This is a genomic window from Corynebacterium sp. 2571A (assembly GCF_055700935.1).
The window spans coordinates 104,786-124,199 of the sequence record NZ_JASTTE010000004.1; the positions used below are offsets into that span (position 1 = coordinate 104,786).

The window sequence follows — 19,414 nt, forward strand, 5'->3', positions numbered from 1 at the left end:
ACTAGGAGACCTCGGTCATGCCACGCGCGGCGGTATTGGGCTCGCCCATCGATCACTCGCTCTCCCCGGTTTTGCACAACGCCGGTTACGCGGCCCTCGGTCTGGAGGACTGGGACTACGGCCGGCAGGAGTGCACGGCCGAGCAGCTCCCCGGGCTCGTGCGTGGGGCCGCCGCCGACGTGCGCGGTTTCTCCGTGACCATGCCGGGCAAGTTCGCCGCGGTGGAGATCGCCGACGAGGTCACCGACCGCGCCCGCCTGTTGGGCTCGGCCAATACCCTGGTGCGGCTGGGCGAGGCGCGCTGGCGGGCCGACAACACCGACACGGAGGGCGTCCTCGGCGCGCTGCAGCGCCTGCTGGGGGACCGGCACCTGGACGAGGCCGTGGTCATCGGCGCCGGCGGTACCGCGCGCCCGGCGCTGTGGGCTCTGGCCCAGCGCGGCGTTAAGACCGTCACGGTGCTCAACCGCTCCAACCGCCGCGCCGAGCTCGAGCCGCTAGCCCGCGAGCTGGGCCTGGAGCTGCGCACCACGGACTTCCACACCGACTTGGAGCAGCTGTCCCTGGGCAGCGGGGTCATCGTCTCCACGGTTCCCTCAGCGGCGCTGGACGACCACCTGCTGGATCTCGCGCACGCGCCGGTGCTAGACGTCATTTACGAGCCCTGGCCGACTCCGCTGACCGTGGCCGCCGCGGCCAACGGCTACGCGACGGTCAACGGGCACATCATGCTGGCCCACCAGGCCTTCAGTCAGTTCGAGCAGTTCACGGGCCAGCCCGCCCCGCAAGAAGAGATGATTGACGCGCTCAACAACGCCCTGGCCGCCCGCCAGAGCTCGGTAATAAACCGCGCCAAGCGCAGCTAGCCCACGACCGCGCCTTGGGCAGCCCCGCGCCCGATCCCTTAAGCTGGACTACACGAGGTTCAAGCTTTGGGGGAAGCGGGGGAGAATCAGCTCATGGTGCACACTGCGCCTTTCGTGCCCACGGGGGAAGAGTCACCAATCGCGGCCTGTGCCGTGGGGCTGGGGCTGCTGGTGGCCTGGGCCGCGGCGCTGTGCTGGTGGGACCTTAGCGCCCGGCGCCTGCCCAACTGGCTGACGCTGCCCGCCGGGGCAGTAGCAGTCCTCGCGCTGTTTCAGTATCCGTCCTGGGCCGTAGGGCTTATCTGGCCGGGCGTCTACCTCGCCCAGGCGCTGCTGCCCGGCCCGGCCGGGCGCTTAGGCGGCGGGGACATCAAGCTCGCGGCCCCGCTCGGGGTGGGCTGCGCCGCGCTTGCCGGGACGGCCGGGGTGCTCGCCGCGATGGTCATTGCCGGGCTGGTGACCCTGGCGGCCGGATTATTATGCACCGCTGCCGGAAGCGGCCGGAAGGCGGTTGACCGGGGTGTCCCACACGGTCCGGCCATGCTCTTTGCCGCCGCCGCGGTGGCGGCCGCCAGGTGGGTGGCTACCCCCATAATGTAGACGGATGCACCACTTCACAGGGCCGGCGTGAAATAATGACAGCCATGCTTCGTTGGACAACTGCGGGAGAATCCCACGGGCAGGCGCTCATCGCGCTGCTTGAGCACCTACCGGCCGGGGTTCCGATTACTAAGGACGAGATTGCGCAGCAACTATCGCGGAGGAGGCTGGGCTACGGCCGCGGCGCCCGAATGAAGTTCGAGGCCGATGAGCTGACCCTGCTCGCCGGCGTCCGCCACGGCCAGACCTTGGGCAGCCCGATTGCGGTGATGATCGGCAACACTGAGTGGCCGAAGTGGACCACCGTGATGAGCCCGGACCCGCTGGATATGGACGACGCGCAGGTCGCCGAAGCCATGCAGTCGGGCCGCGGCGCGGCGCTGACTCGCCCGCGCCCGGGCCACGCGGATTTTGCCGGCATGGTCAAGTACGACCACGCCGAGGCCCGCCCGATCCTGGAGCGTTCCTCCGCCCGGGAGACCGCCGCCCGCGTGGCCGCGGCCACTTTCGCCCGCAACTTCCTGCGGGAGACCCTCGGCGTGGAGGTGATCTCCCACGTCATCTCCATCGGTGCCTCCGATCCTTACGAGGGCCCGGCCCCGGCGCCGGCGGATCTTGCGGCTATCGATGCCTCCCCGGTGCGTTCCTTCGACAAGGCCGCTGAGGAGAGCATGGTCACCGAGATCGAGACCGCCAAGAAGCAGGGCGACACTTTAGGCGGGGTCGTGGAGGTCGTCGTCGACGGCCTGCCCATCGGCTTGGGCTCGCACATCAGCGGCGAGGATCGCCTCGACGCCCAGCTGGCGGCCGCGCTGATGGGTATCCAGGCCATCAAGGGCGTGGAGATCGGCGATGGCTTCGCCGAGGCCCGCCGCCGCGGCTCCGCCGCGCACGACGAGATGGTGCGCACGGACGACGGCGTCGACCGGCTGACTAACCGCGCGGGCGGCCTCGAGGGCGGCATGACCAACGGCCAGCAGCTGCGGGTGCGGGCGGCCATGAAGCCCATTTCCACCGTGCCGCGTGCGCTGAAGACCGTGGACATGGCCGACGGCTCCGCCGCGACCGCCATCCACCAGCGCTCCGACGTGTGCGCGGTGCCCGCGGCCGGCGTGGTGGCCGAGGCCATGGTGGCACTCGTCGTCGCCCGCGCCGTGCTGGAGAAGTTCGGTGGCGACAGCTTAGCGGAGACCAAGCGCAACATCGCCGCTTACCAGGACTACGTCGCCCAGCGCTTGAACTTCCCGCAGGATAACCCCGAAGCCTAAAAGACCAATCACACTGGAAAGGCCAGGACTACGATGACCGTACCTCCTTTAGCGACGGGAGCTCCGCGACCGCTGGCGGTGCTGGTGGGACCGCCCGGCGCCGGTAAATCGACCATCGGGCGCCGGCTCGCCCGGGCGCTGAACGTCGGGCTGGTGGATTCGGACCAGCTGATCGAGGTCGCCCACGGCAAGCCCTGCGGCGAGGTCTTCGCCGAGCTGGGCGAGGAAGATTTCCGCCGCGCGGAAGAAAAGCACGTGGCCGAGGCCCTGTCCGCCGGCGGCGTGGTCAGCCTCGGCGGGGGAGCCGTGGTCAGCCCGGCCACCCGCGACCTGCTGGAGCGCCACACCGTCATCTGGGTGGAAGTCAGCGCGGAGGAAGGCGTGCGCCGCACCTCCAGCAACAACTCCCGCCCGGTCCTGCAGTCGGAGGACCCGTTGGCGCGCTACCAGGAGCTGCTCGACCAGCGCGATGAGTTCTACCGCGAGGTCGCCGACTACCGTGCCCGCACCGACGGGCGCAGTCCGCAGCAGGTGGTCGGGGATATCCTCGGCTTCTTGGAGACCCTGTAGGAATACCACCCCCTAACCGCCACACCCCACCCCTAATTTTGTCGAGGAGAAGCCCATGCCCGTCATTCCGGTTAACGGTCCGGCACCGTATCACGTCCACATTGGTCACGGTCTGGCCCCGGAGATCGTCGAGACCATCCGGGTCTCCGGCGCGGCGCAGGTGGCCATCCTCTGCCCCGAGGTCTTGAGCGCCTCGGCGCGCCGGCTCGCCGACGCGGTTGAGGGCGCCGGCGTGCGCTGCCACGTCTGGCTCTTGCCGGACGCTGAGCGCGCCAAGCAGCTCAGCGTGGTCAGCGAGCTGTGGGACAAGCTCGGCGCGGCCGGCTTTGGCCGCCAGGACCTCGTCGTTGGCTTCGGCGGCGGCGCGACCACGGACCTGGCTGGATTCGTCGCGGCGACCTGGATGCGCGGCATCCGCGTGGTGCAAGTACCGACGACGCTGCTGGCCATGGTGGACGCGGCCGTCGGCGGCAAGACCGGCATCAACACCGCGGCCGGCAAGAACCTGGTGGGTTCCTTCCACGAGCCGCTGGCCGTCTTCGCCGATATCGAGGTGCTGCGCAGCCTCCCGGACGAAGAGATGGTGGCCGGCTCGGCGGAAATCATCAAGACCGGTTTCATCCACGACCCGGAGATTATCGAGCTCTACCGCCGCGACCCGGCCGCCTGCCTGGACCCGGACGGCGCCCTGCCGGAACTTATCGCCCGCTCGGTGGCGGTCAAGGCCCGCGTGGTGGGCGAGGACCTCAAGGAGTCCGGCCTGCGGGAGACCCTGAACTACGGGCACACCTTCGGGCACGCCATCGAGCGCGCGGAGGACTACTCCTGGCGCCACGGCAACGCCGTGGCCGTGGGCATGATGTTCGTGGCCTACCTGGCCGAGGCCCGCGGGCTCATCGACGCCGACGTGGTCGAGCTGCACCGCGCGGTCCTCACCTCCGTCGGCCTGCCGGTTGCCTACCGCGACGGCCAGTGGCCGGAGCTGCACGCGGCCATGCGCCACGACAAGAAGAACCGCGACGGTAAAATCCGCTTCGTGGCCTTGACCGCGGTGGGGGCGACCACCCGCATCGAGGGCCCGAGCGAGGACGAATTGCGCCGAGCATCTGAGAAAGTGAGCAGCTAATGCAGGTAGTTATCATCAACGGGCCCAACCTGAACCGGCTGGGCAAGCGCCAGCCGGACGTCTACGGCACCACCACCCTGCGCGACATCGAGGAGATGATCCGCCAGCGCGGCGAGAAGCTCCGCGCGGAGGGGGGCGAACTGGAGCTGGACTTTTTCCAGTCCAACCACGAGGGTGAAATCATCGACCGCGTTCACGCCGCCGCCGACGCCGGCGCGGGCGTCATCATCAACCCCGGGGCCTTTACTCACACCTCCGTGGCCATCCGCGACGCCCTCGCGGAGATCGCCGACGGCGCGGGCTTCGTGGAGGTCCACCTGTCCAACGTGCACGCCCGGGAAGAATTCCGGCAGTACTCCTACCTGTCGGCTATCGCCCGCGGCGTCATCGCCGGACTGGGCCCGGTCGGCTACCTCGCCGCCCTCGAGTACTTCACCGCCATGTCCTAAGTCTCGCGCCTTTGCGCCGGCGTGAAAACGGTTACCGTGTCTGCGGACACAGGCTAGAATGGGTCTCCTACGCGGTGGGCATGAAAAGCCCGCCTTTAGTGCATTGTGCTCAGCGGAAAGGATTAACCATGGCTTTGGCAGATACTCGTTTTAGCGACCGGCGCCGGAAGCTAGCGGCGCAGTTGGCGGGGCAGCGCATCGACGCGATTTTGGTCACCGACCTTATCCACGTGCGTTACCTGTCGAATTTCTCCGGCTCGAACGGCGCGCTGCTGCTGCGGAAGGACCTCTCCGCCGCTATCGCCACCGACGGGCGCTACACCACCCAGATTAAGCAGGAAGTGCCGGACATCACCCCGATTATTGAGCGCGGGGTCGGCACGGCCCTGCTCAAGACCCTGGAGGGGCAGGGGCCGCTGCGGGTCGGCTTCGAAGCGGACACGGTCTCGGTCAACCAGCACGCGGCGCTGGAGAAGGCTTGCCCGGAGGACGTGACCCTGGTTCCTATCTCCGGCGTGATTGAGGAGATCCGCCTCTACAAGGATCCGCTCGAGCTGGAACGCCTGGACTCCCTGGCGCAGCTGGCTACCGATGCCTTCGAGGCGATGTTGGCCGCGGGCGAGGTCCGCGCGGGCCGCACCGAGCGCCAGATCGCAGCCGACCTGGAATACCGGATGCGAGCGGCCGGCGCGGAGCGCACCAGCTTCGACACCATCGTGGCCTCCGGCCCGAACTCCGCGCTGCCGCACCACGGCGCCGACGACCGCGTGCTGGAAGACGGCGACCTAGTCACCATCGACTTCGGCGCCCACCTGCGTGGCTTCAACTCCGATATGACGCGCACCGTCGTCATCGGTGAACCGGACGAGTTCGCCCGGGAGATTTACGACGTGGTTAAACGCGCTCAGGAGGCCGGCGTGGCGGCGGCCACCCCGGGCACTGCACTCGCGGACGTGGACAAGGCCTGCCGCGACGTCATCGAAAAGGCCGGCTACGGCGAGTACTTCGTCCACTCGACCGGCCACGGCGTGGGCCTGCTGGTCCACGAGGCGCCCGCTGCGGCCCGGAACGCCAAGGGCACCCTGGCCGCCGGCATGACGCTGACCATCGAGCCGGGCGTCTACGTGCCCGGCAAGGGCGGCGTGCGGATCGAGGACACCCTCATCATCACCGACGGCGCCCCGACTATCATCACCCGCTCGCCGAAGGAACTGCGGTCTTTCTAGCCCCGGCCCCAGGTCCACGCGAGGTACTGCCCGCGCGGACGCACTCACCGCCCGGGGGCGTTGCCGCCGGTTGCCCACCACAAAAAGTGGGCGCCGGTTTTACACGCATTCCGGCAGGGATAGTAAACTGGCAAGATGTAACTTTTAATCCACCAGACTTCGGGAGATTGATTCGTGGCTGATACCACCGCATTCAAGAACGGTCTTGTTCTCAAGATCGACAATAAGCTCCAGCAGATTATTGAGTTCCAGCACGTCAAGCCGGGCAAGGGCCCCGCTTTCGTGCGCACCAAGCTCAAGGACGTTGTCTCGGGCAAGGTCACGGACAAGACGTGGAACGCCGGCGCCAAGGTCGAGACCGCGACGGTGGACCGCCGCGACATGACCTACCTGTACCACGACGGCAGCAACTACGTCGTCATGGACGACAAGGACTTCGAGCAGGTCGAGCTGAGCCCGGACAAGTTCGGCGACGCCGCCAACTTCCTGCTGGAGAACATGCGCGTGCAGGTCTCCTTCCACGATGGCGAGCCGCTGTTCGCCGAGCTGCCGATCAACGTTGACCTGAAGGTCGAGCACACCGATCCGGGCCTGCAGGGCGACCGCTCCAACGGTGGCACCAAGCCGGCCACCCTGGAGACCGGCGCCGAGATCCAGGTCCCGCTGTTCATCGAGACCGGCAACGTGCTCAAGGTTGATACCCGGACGGGCGAGTACCTGTCCCGCGTCAGCAACTAGCGTGCAGCAAGAACAAAAGAAGGACCCAGTGACGGAAGAAAATAACGAGCAGCACAGCTCGTCTCCCGAGCGTGTGTCCCGCAACCGTCGCCACGGCGCGCGGTACCGGGCACGGCGGCGTGCCGCCGACATCCTCTACGAGGCAGAAAACCGCGACATCGATCCGGTAGCCATCGTCGAGGAACGAAAGGGCCTGGCCCTGGAAGGCGAGCACGGCGTTGCGCCGATCGCGGACTACACCGCTGAAATCGTCCAGGGCGTGGCCGAAGAGCTGGACGACATCGACGACGCGATCGCCCGCTACCTCGCCGACGATTGGCGCCTAGACCGGCTGCCTCCCGTCGAGCGCGCCATCCTGCGCGTGTCCACCTGGGAGCTGCTTTACAACCCGGAGGTGCCGCTGGCTACCGCCGTGACCGAAGGCGTGGAGCTGGCCAGCGAATACTCGCATATCAAGGCCGCCCCGTACATCAACGCGGTCCTCGACGATATCGCGCAGTCCCGCCGCGCCGGCAGCCCGATGGCCGCCGAGGGGGACCTGGCTGGCGAGGGCGACCTCGGCGCTGGGGACAGCTCCGAAGACGCCACGGTTACCGGCGCTGAAACCACTGCCGATGATGCAGAGGCCACTGCTGACTCGTCGGAGGGTAACTCCCCGGCTGCGGACGATTCTCCGGCCAAGTAGGCGCGGTCCCACCGCGCCGGCTCAGGTCGGCTTCGGCCTAGGCCGGCTGAGGGGCGCTGTCTGCAGGATCTAAAAAGCTGGCTGCCTTTCCCATCCACCCGCGCTAGTGCGCGAGGCGGGAGAAGGAGGGCAGCCAGCTTTTCGTGCTGAATGGGCTCGGCTAGTTGTCGCCGCCGGCTTCCTGGGCGGTCTCGGAGCCCATCTTGGCCATTTCCTCGGCGGCGGAGACCATGGCGTTCTGGGCGCCGATGACGCCGTCGACGGCGGCCTGGAGCGCGGCGGTCAGCTGGCCGTCGGTCGCGCCGGCGGCCACCGGCAGGTCGCGCTCGGAACGCACGATGAGCATGTCCTCGTGCTCGGCGATGGCCACGCGGGCGCCGAAGGAGACCGAGTTTATCTGGTTGGCTGCCAGGAAGAGCCCGGCGTCGGCCTGGGAGAAGGAGGCGTCGGTAGCCACATCGCAGCGGACGATGACCACGGAGTCCAGCACCGCGAACATGCACGGCAGGCCGTTGAGGTTAGCCGTGGCGGCGTCGTTGCGGCCTTCGATCTTCTCCAGCTCGATCTCGAAGGTGCGCATCGCGTCGATGACGCGGTCCAGGGTGACCTCCGGCAGGGCGGTGTCGGTGGGGTTCTGGTTAGTCATTGTGCTCCTCCCAAGTCACGAGTTCCGGGTACTGCTGCTCCAGCCAGGTAAACGACTGTACGACGGCATCCAGGGTGGACATCACGAAGGCACCGATCTGGTTGCGGGACAGGCCCTGGCTGATGTTGAGCTCGCGCACGGCGGAGACGGCCAGGCTGCCCTCGCCGGTCTCAAAGAAACGCAGGGTGGGGGCGAAATGCTCGGTGTTCCACTGGTTGAGCTGGGCCAAAACCTTCGGGCCCTCCGAGGCCGGCACGTCGCCGCGCCAGACCGAATCGAGAATGAGGGTGTTTTCCCGCACCTGCATGGCAATGGCGGCGTTGGAGAAACCGGTCCGCAGGATGTCGATGGTCTCCTCGTCGCTGACCGGCTGGTTTTCCATCCGGTACTGGAGCTTTTCGGCGTCGAAGATTTCCCCGACGCGGGCGAGGGTCACCGGCTCCACTGGGGTGTCCGGGTGCAATTGGGGTTGTTCATCAGTCACTGGGACAAAATCCAAACTTGTAGCTTAAAGGGGGTCGAAAAACATTCGTTACCTACCGCGGGCCCTGGGCAGTGCGCACCGGGCGTGCCGGTGGGCAGGCCAAAGTCCTTGGCGGGTAACCCGTCCACCCAGCATAACGGAGAGCTTGCCGGCGTGGGGCGCGGGCGGTTAGTGGGAGTCGGACGGCTGCCAGAGCCGCTGGTTGCCCAGCTCGTGGGCGAAGGTGTCCTGGATGCTGCCGAAACGCATGACGTGGCCGTGCTCTTGCAGCTTAGCCGGGGCCACGCGCTGGTCGGCCAGCGCGAGCTCTTGGGCGCCCTCCTTGCCCAGCAGCAGGGCCGGGCCGAAGGTGGGGATAGGCAGGACGGCTGGGCGCTTGAGCTGCTCGGCCAGGGCCTTGGTCATCTCCCGGTTCAGCACCGGGGCAGGGGAGGCGGCGTTGACGGGGCCAGACAGGGCGGTGTCGAAGATGGCGCGGGTGTAGATATCACACAGGTCGTCAAAGGCGACCCAGGAGAACCAGAAATCCCCGTCGCCGAAGGAGCCGCCAAGCCCCGTGGAAAACAGCGCGCGCAGCAGCGGCAGCAGTCCGCTGGCGCCGGTCAGGGCGATCCCGGTGCGGATGTTGACCACGCGCTTGCCGGCCTCGCGGGCCTCGGCGGTCGCGGCCTCCCAGTCGCGGACCACATCGGCCAAGAAGCCGTCGCCGGAGGCGGAGTCCTCGGTAAGCACCTCGTCGCCGCGGTCGTTGCCGTAGTAGCCGATGGCGGAGGCGCAGACGAAGGTGTGGGTATCCGGGCTGGCGGCCACCAGCTGGGCGAGCTTTTGGGTGGGCCCCACGCGGGAGTCGCGGATTTCCTGCTTGTGCTTGTCGTTGAAGCGCCCGAAGATCGGCTCGCCGGCCAGGTGCACCAGCACGTCGACATCGTCGAGCAGGTTGCGCGCCGGCGCGTCCGGGTTCCAGGTGCGCTGGCCTTCCTTGGCCTCCGAGCGGACCAGCTGGATGACGCGGTGGCCCAGCGTGGTCAGCTGGGCCGTAAGCGCGCGCCCGACGGAGCCGCGGGAGCCAGTCATCGCCACGGTCAGCGGGCGGGTCTCGGTGGCCAGGACGTTGATGCCCTGGTCCCGCAGCTGGTTGATGAAGTTAAAGTCCCCGATCAACTTGTGCTGCCGGTAGGCAAAGGCGGACTCCAGCGCGCTATCGGGGATGCGGGTATCCACCGTGTCCGTGATCAAGGTGCCGCCCGCGTGGTCGGCGAACTCGTGGTCGTGGCGCCAGGAGGCCAGCCGCTTGAGCGGGGCGGAAACGCAGACGTCGCTGAAGGAAAATCCGCGGCGGTACCGGGACAAGTCGTGGCGGGCGACCCACTTGAGCCCGGCCGGCAGAGAAAAAACGGTGGTGCCGTCGGCCAGGCTGCGGGCTTGTTCCCGCGGGGACATGGGTAGGAAAGGTGGGGTCAGCCGGCTCACGGCGCCGGGACGGTTGTGCCAGTCCCATACCTGCTCGCGGTCGGCGGGGATGACGTGTTGTGCCTGGAATGTCACGGTGTGAAAGAACTCCTTTAAAAAGTCCGGGTATTCGGTGGAGTGTAACCAACTATTGTCCCAGTTTTTGGCCGGCCACGCGCTCGGCCCGCCCCCAGTTCGGGGGAGCCCGTGTTTCAGCTACGCGCAGGGGTGCGATCCGGGTGCGGGGGCTGCTAAGATTCGCCTTAGCACGTGCGGGTCAGGCAAATCCCCTACCCGCTTACGTGAATAATTTCATCTGACCCTTATTCGACATCCTTTAAAGACCGCACTGTGAGGCGGGGAAGGAGGTCACGATGAGTGGTTCCGACACCTCCGCGGAGTCCACTGAGCTGCTGAGCTCAGACGACGTCGCGCGCACTGTCGCACGCATCGCGCACCAAATCATCGAAAAGACGGCCCTTGATGAGGCCGACGCAAACCCAGTCGTTTTGCTGGGCATTCCTTCCGGTGGTGTGCCGTTGGCCCACCGGCTAGCAGAAAAGATCCAAGAATTCGCCGGCGTGACCGTGCCGTGCGGCTCTCTGGACATCACCCTCTACCGCGACGACCTGCGCTCCAAACCGCACCGTGCCCTGCAGCCGACCCGGATCCCCGGCGGCGGTATCGACGGCACGACCGTCATCCTGGTCGACGACGTCTTGTTTTCCGGCCGCACCATCCGCGCCGCCCTGGACGCCTTGTCTGATGTGGGGCGCCCCCGCGTTATCCAGCTGGCCTGTTTGGTCGACCGCGGCCACCGCGAGGTCCCCATCCGCGCGGACTACGTGGGCAAGAACATCCCGACGTCGCGCGACGAGGACATTGCCGTCTACAGCCGCGACCTTGATGACCGCGACGCGGTCGTGCTGACCCGCGTCTACCGGGAGGATTAGTGATGAAGCACCTACTCGATATTGCCGACGTCAGCGCGACCGACCTGGTGGCGCTTCTGGACGAGGCAGACCGTTTCAAAGAGGTCCTCGACGGCCGCGAGGTCAAGAAGCTGCCGACCTTGCGCGGACGGACCATCTACACCCTGTTCTACGAGAACTCCACGCGCACCCGCTCGTCGTTCGAGACCGCCGGCAAGTGGATGTCGGCCGACGTCATCAACCTGTCGGCCTCGACGTCCTCGGTGAAAAAGGGCGAGTCTCTGCGCGATACCGGCCTGACCCTGGCCGCCATCGGCGCGGACGCCATCATCATCCGCCACCCGTCCTCCGGCGCGCCGCAGCAGCTGGCCCGCTGGGTGGCCCCGAACGGCGAGGGCCCGTCGGTCATCAACGCCGGCGACGGCGCGCACCAGCACCCCACCCAGGCCCTGCTGGACGCGGTGACCATGCGCCAACGCCTGGGGATTAGCGGCGGGAACTTCTCCGGCCTCCGCGTGAAAATCGTGGGCGACTGCCTGCACTCGCGCGTGGTGCGCTCCAACGTGGATCTGCTCACCAAGCTCGGCGCGGAGGTCACCCTGGTCGCCCCAGCGACGCTGCTGCCGAACGGCGTGGAGAACTGGTCGGTGCGCGTGGCCTACGACTTCGACGCCGAGCTGGCCGACGCCGACGTGGTTATGATGCTGCGCGTGCAGGCCGAGCGCATGCACGGCGGCTTCTTCCCGTCGCACCGCGAATACGCCAACCTCTACGGCCTGTCGCCGCAGCGCGCGGCCCAGATGAAAAAGGACGCCATCATCATGCACCCGGGGCCGATGCTCCGCGGCATGGAAATCAACTACCAGGTGGCTGACTACGACAACACCGCCGTCCTGCAGCAGGTCAACAACGGCGTGCACCTGCGCATGGCAGTCTTGTTCACTTTGCTCGCCGGCGGCGAAAGCTCGGCGGAATAGGAGAAAGATACTCATGACCAACACTTCTCAATTCCCGGCTACCGGCGCCACCCACCCGGCGCCGCAGCGCCTGCTGCTTATTTCCCACGTCCGCCCCTACGGCGAAGGCGACCCGGTCGACGTCCTGGTCCGCGACGGCGTCATCGCCGAGATGGGCCCGGGCCTGGCCGAGAAGCTGGCCGGGGACGACGCCCAGCAGGCCGAGGTCATCGACGGCGCCGGCAACGTCCTGCTGCCGGGCCTGGTGGACATGCACGTCCACCTGCGCGAGCCGGGCCGCGAGGACACTGAGACCATCGAGACCGGTTCCCGGGCCGCCGCCAAGGGCGGGTTCACCGCTGTGTTCACCATGGCCAATACCAACCCGGTCACGGACCAGCCGGTCATCGCGGAGTCCATCTGGGCTAAGGCCCAGCGCATCGGCACCTGCGACGTGCACCCGGTGGGCTCTATCACCAAGGGGCTCGAGGGCAAGACGCTCACCGAGTTCGGCATGATGGCCCGCAGCGACGCCAAGGTGCGGATGTTTTCCGACGACGGCAAGTGCGTGGCCGACCCGCAGCTGATGCGCCGCGCCCTGGAATACGCCAAGGGCCTGGACGTATTGCTGGCCCAGCACGCCGAGGAGCCGCGACTGACCGACGGGGCAGTGGCGCACGAAGGTGAGACCGCCGCCAAACTGGGGCTGACCGGCTGGCCGCGGGTGGCCGAGGAATCAATTGTCGCCCGCGACGCCCTGCTGGCCCGCGACTACGGCAACCGCGTGCACATCTGCCACGCCTCGACCACCGGCACCGTGGAGCTGCTCAAGTGGGCTAAGTCCCAGGACATCCCCCTGACTGCGGAGGTGACCCCGCACCACCTGCTGCTGACCGACGACAAGCTGCACACCTACGACGGCGTCTTCCGCGTTAACCCGCCGCTGCGCGAGGAGCACGACACACAGGCCCTGCGCCAGGCGCTGCTGGACGGGGTCATCGACTGCGTGGCCACGGACCACGCGCCGCACGGCGCCGAGGACAAGTGCGTGGAATTCGAAAACGCTAAGCCGGGCATGCTCGGCCTGGAGTCCTCGCTGGCGGTTATCGCCAAGATCTTCGTCGCTTCCGGCCTGGCCGACTGGCGCTTCGTCGCCCGCGTGATGTCGGAGCGCCCGGCGGAGATCACCCGTCTGCCCGGCCACGGGCGCCCGGTCGCGGTCGGGGAGCCGGCGAACCTGACGCTGGTGGACCCGCAGAGCCCGTGGACCTCGGACTCGACGCGGCTGGCCTCCAAGGCGCGGAACAACCCCTATGAGGGGGAGGAATTCAACGCGCAGGTTACCCACACCATCCTGCGTGGCGCGGTGACGTACTCCCGCGGGACTGACGACTAAAGTCGGTCGTGGAAGAAATACATCAGACCGCATACAATAACTTTAAAGATTCACTAGTCAGCGAAAGGCACATTCATGACTGACTCCGCCCACCCCAACACGCCGGCCATCCTGGTCCTGGCCGACGGCCGCACGTTCCGCGGCTTCGGCTTCGGCGCCACCGGCACGACCCTCGGTGAGGCCGTGTTTACCACCGGCATGACCGGCTACCAGGAAACCATGACGGACCCGTCCTACCACCGCCAGATTGTGGTCACAGCCGCCCCGCAGATCGGCAACACCGGCTGGAACGACGAGGACAACGAGTCCCGCGGCAACCGCATCTGGGTCGCCGGCCTGGTGATCCGCGACCTGGCGCACCGCGTGTCCAACTGGCGCGCCGAGCGCAGCCTGCCGGAGGAGATGGAAGCCCAGAACATCATCGGCATCCGCGGCGTCGACACCCGCTCCCTGGTCCGCCACCTGCGCAACTACGGCTCCATCGCCGCCGGCATCTTCAGCGGCGAGGCCGCCGAGCGCGACGTCGAGGAACTGCTCGCCGAGGTCAAGGGCCAAGACTCGATGGAAGGCGCCGACCTGTCCAGCGAGGTGACAACCGCTAAGCCCTACACCGTGGAGGCGGAAGGGGAGAAGCGCTATACCGTCGTCGCCTATGACATGGGTATCAAGTCCGCCACCCCGCGCCACTTCGCCCGCCGCGGGATCGAGACCGTCGTCGTGCCGTCCGGCACCCCGCTCGCAGAGATCGAGCAGTACCACCCGGATGGGGTCTTCATTTCCAACGGGCCGGGCGACCCGGCCACGGCCGATGAGATGGTCGGCATCGTCCGCGACATCCTGTCCGCCGGCTACCCGTTCTTCGGCATCTGCTTCGGCAACCAGCTGCTCGGCCGCGCGCTGGGCCTGGGCACCTACAAGATGAAGTTCGGCCACCGCGGCATCAACGTCCCGGTGCAAAACCACCTCACCGGCAAGATCGACATCACTTCCCAGAACCACGGCTTCGCGCTGGACAACCCGACGGGCAAGCCGGGCGGGGAGTTCGAGTCCGACTTCGGGCCGGCCATTATCACCCACACCTGCCTCAACGACGGCACCGTCGAGGGCGTGGCGCTGAAGAGCGGCAAGGCCTATTCCGTGCAGTACCACCCGGAATCCGCCGCCGGCCCCCACGACGCCAACCCGCTGTTTGACCAGTTCATCGAGCTGCTCAGCCAGCGTGCAGAAAACAAGTAAAGACCAGGAAGGATAGCAAAGAAACCATGCCTAAGCGCAACGATATTAACCACGTCCTGGTCATTGGCTCCGGACCCATTGTCATCGGCCAGGCCTGCGAGTTCGACTACTCCGGCACCCAGGCCTGCCGCGTGCTCAAGGAGGAAGGCCTGCGGGTAACCCTGGTCAACTCCAACCCGGCCACCATCATGACGGACCCGGAATTCGCCGACCACACCTACGTCGAGCCTATCGAGCCGGAGTTCATCGAGAAGATCTTTGTCAAGGAAATTGAGGAGGGCCACCGGATCGACGCCGTGCTGGCCACCCTGGGCGGCCAGACCGCCCTGAACGCGGCCATCCAGCTGGACCGCCTCGGCCTCCTGGACAAATACGACATCGAGCTCATCGGCGCCGACATTGACGCCATCGAGCGCGGCGAGGACCGCCAGAAGTTCAAGGACATCGTCGCCTCCGTCGGCGGCGAGTCCGCCCGCTCGGCGGTCTGCTACAACATGGACGAGGTCCACGCCGCCGTCGAGAAGCTGGGCCTGCCGGTCGTCGTCCGCCCGTCGTTTACCATGGGCGGCCTGGGCTCCGGCCTGGCGTTTAGCTACGAGGACCTAGACCGTATCGCCGGCGGCGGCCTGGCCGCCTCCCCGGAGGCCAACGTGCTCATTGAGGAGTCCATCCTCGGCTGGAAGGAATTCGAGCTCGAGCTCATGCGCGACGGCGACGACAACGTCGTGGTCATCGCCTCCATCGAAAACGTCGACGCCCTGGGCGTGCACACCGGCGACTCGGTCACCGTGGCCCCGGCGCTGACCCTGACCGACCGCGAGTACCAGAAGATGCGCGACCTTGGTATCTCCATCATCCGCGCCGTGGGCGTGGACACCGGCGGCTGCAACATCCAGTTCGCCGTGAACCCGGAGGACGGGCGCATCATCGTCATCGAGATGAACCCGCGCGTGTCGCGTTCCTCCGCGCTGGCGTCCAAGGCCACCGGCTTCCCGATCGCCAAGCTGGCCGCCAAGCTGGCCATCGGCTACACGCTGGACGAGGTCACCAACGACATCACCGGCGTGACCCCGGCGGCCTTCGAGCCGACCCTGGACTACGTCATCGTCAAGGCCCCGCGCTTTGCCTTTGAGAAATTCCCGGGCGCCGACGACACCCTGACCACCACCATGAAGTCGGTGGGCGAGGCCATGGGCATCGGCCGCAACTACATCGCCGGCCTGAACAAGGTCATGCGCTCGCTGGAGAACAAGCCCGCGGGCTTCTGGACCACCGACGACGAGTTCTTCGCCGGCGAGCGCGCCGGCGACAAGGACGCCGTCCTGGAGGACCTGCGCACCCCGACCGAGGGCCGCATGTACGACGCCGAGCTGGCCCTGCGCCTGGGCGCTACCGTGGACGAGGTCCACGCGGCCTCCGGCATCGACCCGTGGTTCCTGGCCGAGCTGCAGGCGCTGGTGACCTTCCGCACCAAGCTGCTGGAGGCCCCGGTCTTGGACGCCGACCTGCTGCGCGAGGCCAAGTACTTGGGCCTGTCGGACGCCCAGATCGCCGCGCTGCGCACGGAATTCGCCGGCGAGGACGGCGTGCGCTCCCTGCGCTGGTCCCTGGGCATCCGCCCGGTCTACAAGACGGTGGACACCTGCGCGGGCGAGTTCGAGGCCCAGACCCCGTACCACTACTCGGCCTACGAGCTGGACCCGGACGCCGAGTCCGAGGTGGCCGAGCAGCGCGAGCGCGACAAGGTCATCATCTTGGGCTCCGGCCCGAACCGCATTGGCCAGGGCATCGAGTTCGACTACTCCTGCGTGCACGCCGCGCTCGAGCTGTCGCGTCAGGGCTACGAGACCGTCATGGTCAACTGCAACCCGGAGACCGTCTCCACGGACTACGACACCGCCGACCGCCTCTACTTCGAGCCGCTGACGTTCGAGGACGTCATGGAGATCTACCACGCCGAGTCCACCTCCGGCACGGTCGCCGGCGTCATCGTCCAGCTCGGCGGCCAGACCCCGCTGGGCCTGGCCGAGCGCCTGGCCGAGGCCGGGGTGCCGGTCGTGGGCACCACCCCGGACGCCATCAACCTGGCCGAGGACCGCGGCGAATTCGGCAAGGTGCTGGCCGCCGCCGAGCTGCCGGCCCCCGAGTTCGGTACCGCCACCAGCTTCGCCGAGGCCCGCGAGGTCGCCGCCAACATCGGCTACCCGGTCCTGGTGCGCCCGTCTTACGTCCTGGGTGGGCGCGGCATGGAGATCGTCTACGACGAGGCCTCCCTGGAGTCCTACATCGAGCGCGCCACCGAGCTCAGCGAAGACCACCCGGTGCTGGTGGACCGCTTCCTGGATTCGGCCATCGAGATCGACGTCGACGCCCTGTGCGACGGCGAGGAGGTCTACCTGGGCGGCGTCATGGAGCACATCGAGGAAGCCGGCATCCACTCCGGCGACTCCTCCTGCTCGCTGCCGCCGATGACCCTGGGGCCGCAGGACATCGAGAAGGTCCGCGAGTCGACCCGCAAGCTCGCCGAGGGCATCGGCGTCAAGGGCCTGATGAACGTCCAGTACGCGCTCAAGGACGACGTGCTCTACATCATCGAGGCCAACCCGCGCGCCTCCCGCACGGTCCCGTTCGTCTCCAAGGCGACCGGCGTGCAGCTGGCGAAGGCCGCCGCCCGCATCATGATGGGCTCGACCATTTCCGACCTGCGCTCCGAGGGCATGCTGCCGGAAAGCTACGACGGCGGCGCGCTGCCGATGGAGCACCCGCTGGCGGTCAAGGAAGCGGTCTTGCCCTTCAACCGCTTCCGCCGCCCGGACGGCTCCATGCTCGACACCCTGCTGTCGCCGGAGATGAAGTCCACCGGCGAGGTCATGGGCCTGGCCGACAACTTCGGTGCCGCCTACTTCAAGGCCGAGACCGCCGGCTTTGCCAAGCTGCCGAAGGAGGGCTCGGTCTTCGTCTCCGTGGCCAACCGCGACAAGCGCACGCTCATCTTCCCGATACACCGCCTGTCGACGCTGGGATACAAGATCCTGGCCACCGCCGGGACCGCCTCCATCCTGCGCCGCAACGGTATCGAATGCGAGTGCGTGCTCAAGTCCTCGGATATCCGCGGCGGGGCAGAGGGCAAGTCCATCGTGGACCGCATCCTGGACGGCGAGGTTGACCTCATCATCAACACCCCGGCCGGTTCCTCCGGCTCCCGCCACGACGGCTACGAGATCCGCGCCGCCGCCGTCGAGGTGGACGTGCCGCTGATTAACACCGTCCAGGGCGTGACCGCCGGCGTCCAGGCGCTCGAGGCGCAGCGCCAGGGCAACTTCGAGGTACGCGCGCTGCAGGAGCTCAAGCATGCCCCAGTCAACAACTAGCCAGCAGCAGCCCGGCAACCCCGGGCCGGGCTTCGGTGAGCGGCTGGTCGCCGCCGGCCAGGAACGCGGCCGGCTGTGCGTCGGCATCGACCCGCACCCGTACCTGCTTAAGCAGTGGGGCCTGGGCGTGGACGCCGCCGGCGTGCGCGAATTTAGCCGCCGCTGCGTGGAGGCGTTCGCGCCGGTGGCCGCGCTGGTCAAGCCGCAGGTGGCTTTCTACGAGCGCTTCGGCTCAGCGGGACTGGCGGCCCTGGAAGAGACCCTGTCCGGCCTGCGGGAGGCCGGCTGCTTGAGCGTGGCGGACGCCAAGCGCGGCGATATTGGCTCCACCATGGCCGGCTACGCCGACGCCTGGATGGCCGAGGACTCGCCCCTGCGGGCCGACGCGGTGACGCTGAGCCCGTACCTGGGCGTGGGCGCCCTGGAGCCGGCCTTCGCGGCCGCGCGGGCGACCGGGCGCGGCATCTTCGTGCTGGCGGCTACCTCCAACCCGGAGGCGCGAAAAATCCAGGGGTTCCAGGAGCCGGGTAGCTCCCGCTCCGTGGCCCAGTCCGTGGTGGATGCCTGCGCTGAGCGCAACGCGGCCGACCGGCCGGGCCAGGCCGGGGATATCGGCGTGGTGGTCGGCGCGACGCTGGACACCCCGCCGGAGTTGGGCCAGCTCAACGGGCCGGTCCTGCTACCGGGCGTGGGCGCCCAAGGCGCTGGCCCCGAGCAGGTCCGCACGATCGTTGCCGGGCGGGCCGAACTGGGCTTCGCGAATGTCTCGCGGGCCATCCTGGAGCGCGGCCCTAAGGTAGATGACCTGCGAAAATCCGCGGACTCCACCGCGGCGGAATTCCGGGATTAGCGGGCCCGCCGGGCCGATTATCGGCCCCGGGCCTAACCTGGTATTTTAGTAACCGCACCTTGATGACGTGCTGAAACGGTGCCCGACACCAAGCCCGGTAACGTCATCGACTTACTAGCAGTGCTAGGATTGCCAGAAGTCGGAGCGCGTGCCTGCGTGTAAGGCGCTGGTACTGGCTCCGGAATCTGGTATTCATGTACTGGACGTCAAAATCAATCTAACGAATCGGAGGAAACCCTGTGGCCCTTCCAAAGTTGACCGATGAGCAGCGTAAGGAAGCCCTCGCAAAGGCTGCTGAGGCCCGTAAGGCTCGCGCTGAGCTGAAGGCTGATCTGAAGCGCGGCGCTACCAACCTGAAGGAAGTTCTGGACAAGGCAGAAAGCGACGAGATCATCGGCAAGACCAAGGTCTCCGCTCTCCTGGAAGCACTGCCGAAGGTGGGCAAGGTCAAGGCTAAGGAAATCATGGAAGACCTGGAGATTGCTCAGACCCGCCGCCTGCGCGGCCTGGGTGAGCGCCAGCGTCGCGCCCTGCTGGAGCGCTTCGGCTACTCCTCCTAAGTCCCG

The 19,414-nt window shown here is 67.5% G+C and carries 19 protein-coding genes; 16 read left to right on the plus strand and 3 right to left on the minus strand.

Annotated elements, in window-relative coordinates; genetic code table 11:
* Positions 1-17: 17 nt before the first annotated feature.
* The 9 genes from QQS53_RS09205 (at position 18) to nusB (ending at position 7,528) form a co-directional block, all read left to right on the plus strand.
* Entirely contained in the window at positions 18-866 is an 849-nt protein-coding gene (locus QQS53_RS09205; RefSeq protein WP_472775546.1) for a shikimate dehydrogenase, read from the plus strand.
* 93 nt (positions 867-959) lie between these two features.
* Positions 960-1,466: a prepilin peptidase gene (locus QQS53_RS09210; RefSeq protein WP_472775547.1), complete on the plus strand. Its 507-nt coding sequence runs from the start codon at positions 960-962 to the stop codon at positions 1,464-1,466.
* A 44-nt stretch (positions 1,467-1,510) separates the two neighbouring features.
* The gene (aroC, locus tag QQS53_RS09215) at positions 1,511-2,734 is read left to right on the plus strand and encodes a chorismate synthase (protein WP_472775548.1); all 1,224 of its coding nucleotides are present in this window, start codon (positions 1,511-1,513) and stop codon (positions 2,732-2,734) included.
* A 33-nt stretch (positions 2,735-2,767) separates the two neighbouring features.
* Positions 2,768-3,304 carry a shikimate kinase gene (locus QQS53_RS09220; RefSeq protein ID WP_472775549.1) on the plus strand — a complete coding sequence of 179 codons (537 nt, stop codon included), beginning with the start codon at positions 2,768-2,770 and terminating at the stop codon, positions 3,302-3,304.
* A 55-nt stretch (positions 3,305-3,359) separates the two neighbouring features.
* Positions 3,360-4,430, plus strand: coding sequence for a 3-dehydroquinate synthase (gene aroB, locus QQS53_RS09225; protein WP_472775550.1), 1,071 nt, complete (start codon positions 3,360-3,362; stop codon positions 4,428-4,430).
* Complete coding sequence (gene aroQ / locus QQS53_RS09230) at positions 4,430-4,879, plus strand: type II 3-dehydroquinate dehydratase (protein ID WP_472775551.1); 450 nt, start codon at positions 4,430-4,432, stop codon at positions 4,877-4,879. Before aroB ends, aroQ begins: the two co-directional genes overlap by 1 nt.
* Before the next feature lie 128 nt (positions 4,880-5,007).
* Positions 5,008-6,105, plus strand: a complete 1,098-nt coding sequence (locus QQS53_RS09235; RefSeq protein ID WP_472775552.1) for a M24 family metallopeptidase — start codon at positions 5,008-5,010, stop codon at positions 6,103-6,105.
* A 174-nt stretch (positions 6,106-6,279) separates the two neighbouring features.
* Positions 6,280-6,843: an elongation factor P gene (gene efp / locus QQS53_RS09240; protein WP_472775553.1), complete on the plus strand. Its 564-nt coding sequence runs from the start codon at positions 6,280-6,282 to the stop codon at positions 6,841-6,843.
* Between the two features lie 73 nt (positions 6,844-6,916).
* Positions 6,917-7,528 carry a transcription antitermination factor NusB gene (nusB, locus tag QQS53_RS09245; RefSeq protein ID WP_472775688.1) on the plus strand — a complete coding sequence of 204 codons (612 nt, stop codon included), beginning with the start codon at positions 6,917-6,919 and terminating at the stop codon, positions 7,526-7,528.
* A gap of 160 nt (positions 7,529-7,688) precedes the next feature.
* On the opposite strand, the gene QQS53_RS09250 is transcribed toward nusB, so the two are convergent.
* From QQS53_RS09250 to QQS53_RS09260, 3 genes are all read right to left on the minus strand, one after another.
* On the minus strand, positions 7,689-8,174 hold the full coding sequence (locus QQS53_RS09250; protein WP_472775554.1) for a YbjN domain-containing protein: 486 nt from the start codon (positions 8,172-8,174) through the stop codon (positions 7,689-7,691).
* A complete protein-coding gene (locus QQS53_RS09255) occupies positions 8,167-8,658 on the minus strand; it encodes a YbjN domain-containing protein (protein WP_472775555.1) in 492 nt (163 codons plus the stop codon). The genes QQS53_RS09250 and QQS53_RS09255 overlap by 8 nt, the downstream gene beginning before the upstream one ends.
* A gap of 168 nt (positions 8,659-8,826) precedes the next feature.
* Positions 8,827-10,203, minus strand: a complete 1,377-nt coding sequence (locus tag QQS53_RS09260; RefSeq protein WP_472775556.1) for a TIGR01777 family oxidoreductase — start codon at positions 10,201-10,203, stop codon at positions 8,827-8,829.
* Positions 10,204-10,481: 278 nt separating this feature from the next.
* Here QQS53_RS09260 and pyrR point away from each other — a divergent pair, with 278 nt between their 5' ends.
* From pyrR to mihF, 7 genes are all read left to right on the plus strand, one after another.
* Complete coding sequence (gene pyrR, locus QQS53_RS09265) at positions 10,482-11,060, plus strand: bifunctional pyr operon transcriptional regulator/uracil phosphoribosyltransferase PyrR (RefSeq protein ID WP_472775557.1); 579 nt, start codon at positions 10,482-10,484, stop codon at positions 11,058-11,060.
* Positions 11,061-11,062: 2 nt separating this feature from the next.
* Positions 11,063-12,016: an aspartate carbamoyltransferase catalytic subunit gene (locus QQS53_RS09270; RefSeq protein ID WP_472775558.1), complete on the plus strand. Its 954-nt coding sequence runs from the start codon at positions 11,063-11,065 to the stop codon at positions 12,014-12,016.
* Between the two features lie 13 nt (positions 12,017-12,029).
* On the plus strand, positions 12,030-13,391 hold the full coding sequence (locus tag QQS53_RS09275) for a dihydroorotase (protein ID WP_472775559.1): 1,362 nt from the start codon (positions 12,030-12,032) through the stop codon (positions 13,389-13,391).
* 75 nt (positions 13,392-13,466) lie between these two features.
* Positions 13,467-14,627, plus strand: coding sequence for a glutamine-hydrolyzing carbamoyl-phosphate synthase small subunit (gene carA, locus QQS53_RS09280; RefSeq protein WP_472775560.1), 1,161 nt, complete (start codon positions 13,467-13,469; stop codon positions 14,625-14,627).
* A 26-nt stretch (positions 14,628-14,653) separates the two neighbouring features.
* Positions 14,654-17,998: a carbamoyl-phosphate synthase large subunit gene (gene carB, locus QQS53_RS09285; RefSeq protein WP_472775561.1), complete on the plus strand. Its 3,345-nt coding sequence runs from the start codon at positions 14,654-14,656 to the stop codon at positions 17,996-17,998.
* Complete coding sequence (gene pyrF, locus QQS53_RS09290; protein ID WP_472775562.1) at positions 17,979-18,848, plus strand: orotidine-5'-phosphate decarboxylase; 870 nt, start codon at positions 17,979-17,981, stop codon at positions 18,846-18,848. The genes carB and pyrF overlap by 20 nt, the downstream gene beginning before the upstream one ends.
* 239 nt (positions 18,849-19,087) lie before the next feature.
* Positions 19,088-19,408 carry an integration host factor, actinobacterial type gene (gene mihF, locus QQS53_RS09295; protein WP_070768354.1) on the plus strand — a complete coding sequence of 107 codons (321 nt, stop codon included), beginning with the start codon at positions 19,088-19,090 and terminating at the stop codon, positions 19,406-19,408.
* Positions 19,409-19,414: the final 6 nt, after the last annotated feature.